We start from the raw sequence: 2,585 nt of genomic DNA, 5'->3' as shown, positions 1-2,585 counted from the left end.
GAGTGTGTCGGCAAGTGCGCGAGCCAGTGTCGATTTGCCGACCCCGCTATCGCCGACCAACGCCACGCCATGGAACTCCGCGCCGCCGTCGAGTGCTGCCAACGCTTGACGCAGCTCGTCGTCGCGGCACACTATCGGCCACCGCGACCCGCTTCCCGTTTCCACCGGACGTCGAACCTCCACCGCCAGATCTTTTTGCAGACGCTACTGAGTCCGCCCACGGTTAGTGCCAGATTTCGATTTTCCGGGCAACACCTGGTTACCCGGACATGTGACACGCGTTCCCTAGATCATGCCTTTTGCAGGGTTTTTGAGCGTGCGCCGTATGCGTAGACCACTGCTCTGGCGCAAATCATCCTGGCGTAATTGCAGGATCGGAAATCGCGGACGGTATGGTTGCTAAGCAGGTCATCTTGTCCGTGTCGTCGCCTTCGCCAAGGTCGACGCGGCACCACCCGGGAAGTCGCCGCGGATCTGCTGGCCGCGGCCGACGAGTTCGACGCGCTTGAAACCGGGTTGGTTGCCGACGTTGAGTTACATCCCGGAGAGAGCGCCACTCACTAAGTGGATGAGCTGCTCGCGGTGCTCGATGCCGAGCTTTGCGAAGATGCGATAAACGTGTCCTTCCACCGTTCGCACTGAGCCAGAAAGCCTTTCGGCGATCTGACGGTTGGATAAACCGGCCGCACCCAGCATCACGTTCTCACGTTCACTGTCGGTAATCGGCAGCGGTTGGGCCACGGAATGGACTGCGGCGTGGACTCGACCACCGCCACCAGGGCGGCGGGGGCCAGTGTCCACTGCCTGAAACCTTTTGGCAGGGCGCGTTGCCCACAGTGCGGCACGGTTGCAGGGGTTGGGTGGATGTTGTGACCAGGTCGCGGCGAACGAAGATCGCACCGGACGACAAGCGGCGGGTCGTGTTGTGAGTATTGGCCGGCGAGATGGCTGGTAGCAGGGAACCCCCGAGCAACGCCGGCTGCAGCTGGAAAACGAGCAACTCAAACTGGCGCTGGTCGAAGCCACGGTGCAGCTGCGGATCTGGCGGCGTGGAGCGGCACTAGCCGATCAGGTCCCCTTCATCGACCTCGAAGCCCTAAGAGAGACAGCGGGTCTGCCGGTTTCGAGGTTCTATCGACGGCCAGTAAACATTTCATCACCGAGCTGGGCCGAAACTTCCAGGTGATCTACGAGCAGGCCAATGCGCACGGGCAGAAAGTGCAAACCGCCGGGGTAAACATGGCCAACACCGACACCGCCGTCGGATCCAACCGGGCCTAGGGCGTCACGAGAATTTTGCAGTGCCGCTCGGGGTCGGTGAGGTCGTCGAACGCCTTGCCGACCCCGTCCAGTCCGACCTCGCCGGTGATCAGCGGGGCGACGTCGATGTCGCCCTCGGCCAGCGCGCGCAGCGAATCGACGAACTCGTCGGGGGTGTAGGCCAATACGAATTGCACGTTGATCTCTTTGGCAATGGCGTAGAACGGGTGCACTGTGTCGGGCTGCATGCATACCCCGGCGACCACCAAACGGGTGCCCGGCCGGGCCCGCAACAGCACGTCGTCGATGATGCCCGGCACACCGACCGCCTCGAACACGACCGCGGGTTTCACAGTGTCGAATGGTGAACCGTGCGCAGCATCCAACGTCCGGTGGGCGCCCATCGCGGTGGCCAGTTCCCGACGTTTCGGTGAGAAGTCGGCTGCAACAATGGTTTCGACGCCTCTCGCTCGAAGGGCCGCGATGATCGCGATGCCGATCGGGCCGCACCCGAGCACCAGGGCCGTCTCGCCTCGCTGAATGTCTGACTTGTTGACGGCGTGCAACCCGACCGCCATGGGTTCGGTCAGCGCGGCATGTCTGAAATCGAGGCCATTGGGGATGGGCAGCAGCAGCAGCGCCGAGAGCAGCATCCGCTCGGCGTAGCCGCCAATGGTGCTGTTGCTGTAGACGATCGGCTCTACGCCGTTGGCGGACAGCAGCACCGGAATCGACGTAACCGGGGTTCCGGGCGGATGGGTCTCCGTGTCGGGGCCGGCCTCGAGCACTTCGGCGCTGAACTCGTGCCCCATGAAGACATCGTGGCCCAGATCGATGCCAGTGCCCCCGGTATCGGGGGCCACCTGAGCGGTCATCGCCACCACCTCGTCACCGTGGGCGGCGAAATGCAGGTCAGAACCACAGATTCCACACGCGCGCACATCGACCAGCACCTGGCCCGGTCCGGGCACCGGCTCGGGCACGTCATCCCGGTACACCATGCGGCCGTCGCGCAACACCGCGGCGCGCATCAGTTGGCTCCGCTCGATTGTTCCGCCACATGTTCTGTGATGGCTTTCACCACGGCCTCACCGGCGCGGCCGATCAGCTGGTCACGCCTGCCCTTGGCCCAGTCATGCGACGATCGTGAAGCTTGGAGCTGTCCCTTGAAGTGGGGAATGACCTTGCGGGCCATCAGGTCATAGCAATGGTAGGTCGCCTCGGGGGTCGCCCAGTCGTGGCCGAGCATCAACAGCGTCCCGAAGCCGCCGGACCGTTCGAGCAGGTCTTCGATGTGCGCGATCGCGTCGTCGGGCGTGCCGATG

The 2,585-nt window shown here is 63.8% G+C and carries 3 protein-coding genes and 2 pseudogenes; 1 reads left to right on the top strand and 4 read right to left on the bottom strand.

Going from position 1 to position 2,585, the window contains the following annotated elements; genetic code table 11:
• Together ACLP9N_RS32280 and ACLP9N_RS32275 are read right to left on the bottom strand one after the other, a co-directional pair.
• On the bottom strand, positions 1-132 hold a 132-nt coding region (locus ACLP9N_RS32280; RefSeq protein WP_442411201.1), incomplete at its 3' end, for an AAA family ATPase.
• 402 nt (positions 133-534) lie between these two features.
• Positions 535-738 (bottom strand): annotated as a pseudogene (locus ACLP9N_RS32275) (helix-turn-helix domain-containing protein); the annotation flags it as partial.
• A gap of 210 nt (positions 739-948) precedes the next feature.
• On the opposite strand from ACLP9N_RS32275, the gene ACLP9N_RS32270 reads away from it, so the two are divergent.
• Positions 949-1,281 carry a hypothetical protein gene (locus ACLP9N_RS32270; RefSeq protein WP_442411200.1) on the top strand — a complete coding sequence of 111 codons (333 nt, stop codon included), beginning with the start codon at positions 949-951 and terminating at the stop codon, positions 1,279-1,281.
• Here the strand turns inward: ACLP9N_RS32270 and ACLP9N_RS32265 are convergent.
• Positions 1,278-2,291 (bottom strand): zinc-binding dehydrogenase, encoded by a 1,014-nt coding sequence (locus ACLP9N_RS32265; RefSeq protein ID WP_442411199.1) that lies wholly within the window; start codon positions 2,289-2,291, stop codon positions 1,278-1,280. The genes ACLP9N_RS32270 and ACLP9N_RS32265 overlap by 4 nt on opposite strands.
• Positions 2,291-2,585, bottom strand: a pseudogene (locus tag ACLP9N_RS32260) (LLM class flavin-dependent oxidoreductase); the annotation flags it as partial. The gene ACLP9N_RS32265 and the pseudogene ACLP9N_RS32260, both read right to left, overlap by 1 nt.

It is taken from the genome of Mycobacterium sp., assembly GCF_052144515.1.
Lineage (GTDB): Bacteria > Actinomycetota > Actinomycetes > Mycobacteriales > Mycobacteriaceae > Mycobacterium.
Note: the sequence above shows the minus strand (reverse complement) of the source record. Positions and strands in the feature narration are given on the sequence as shown.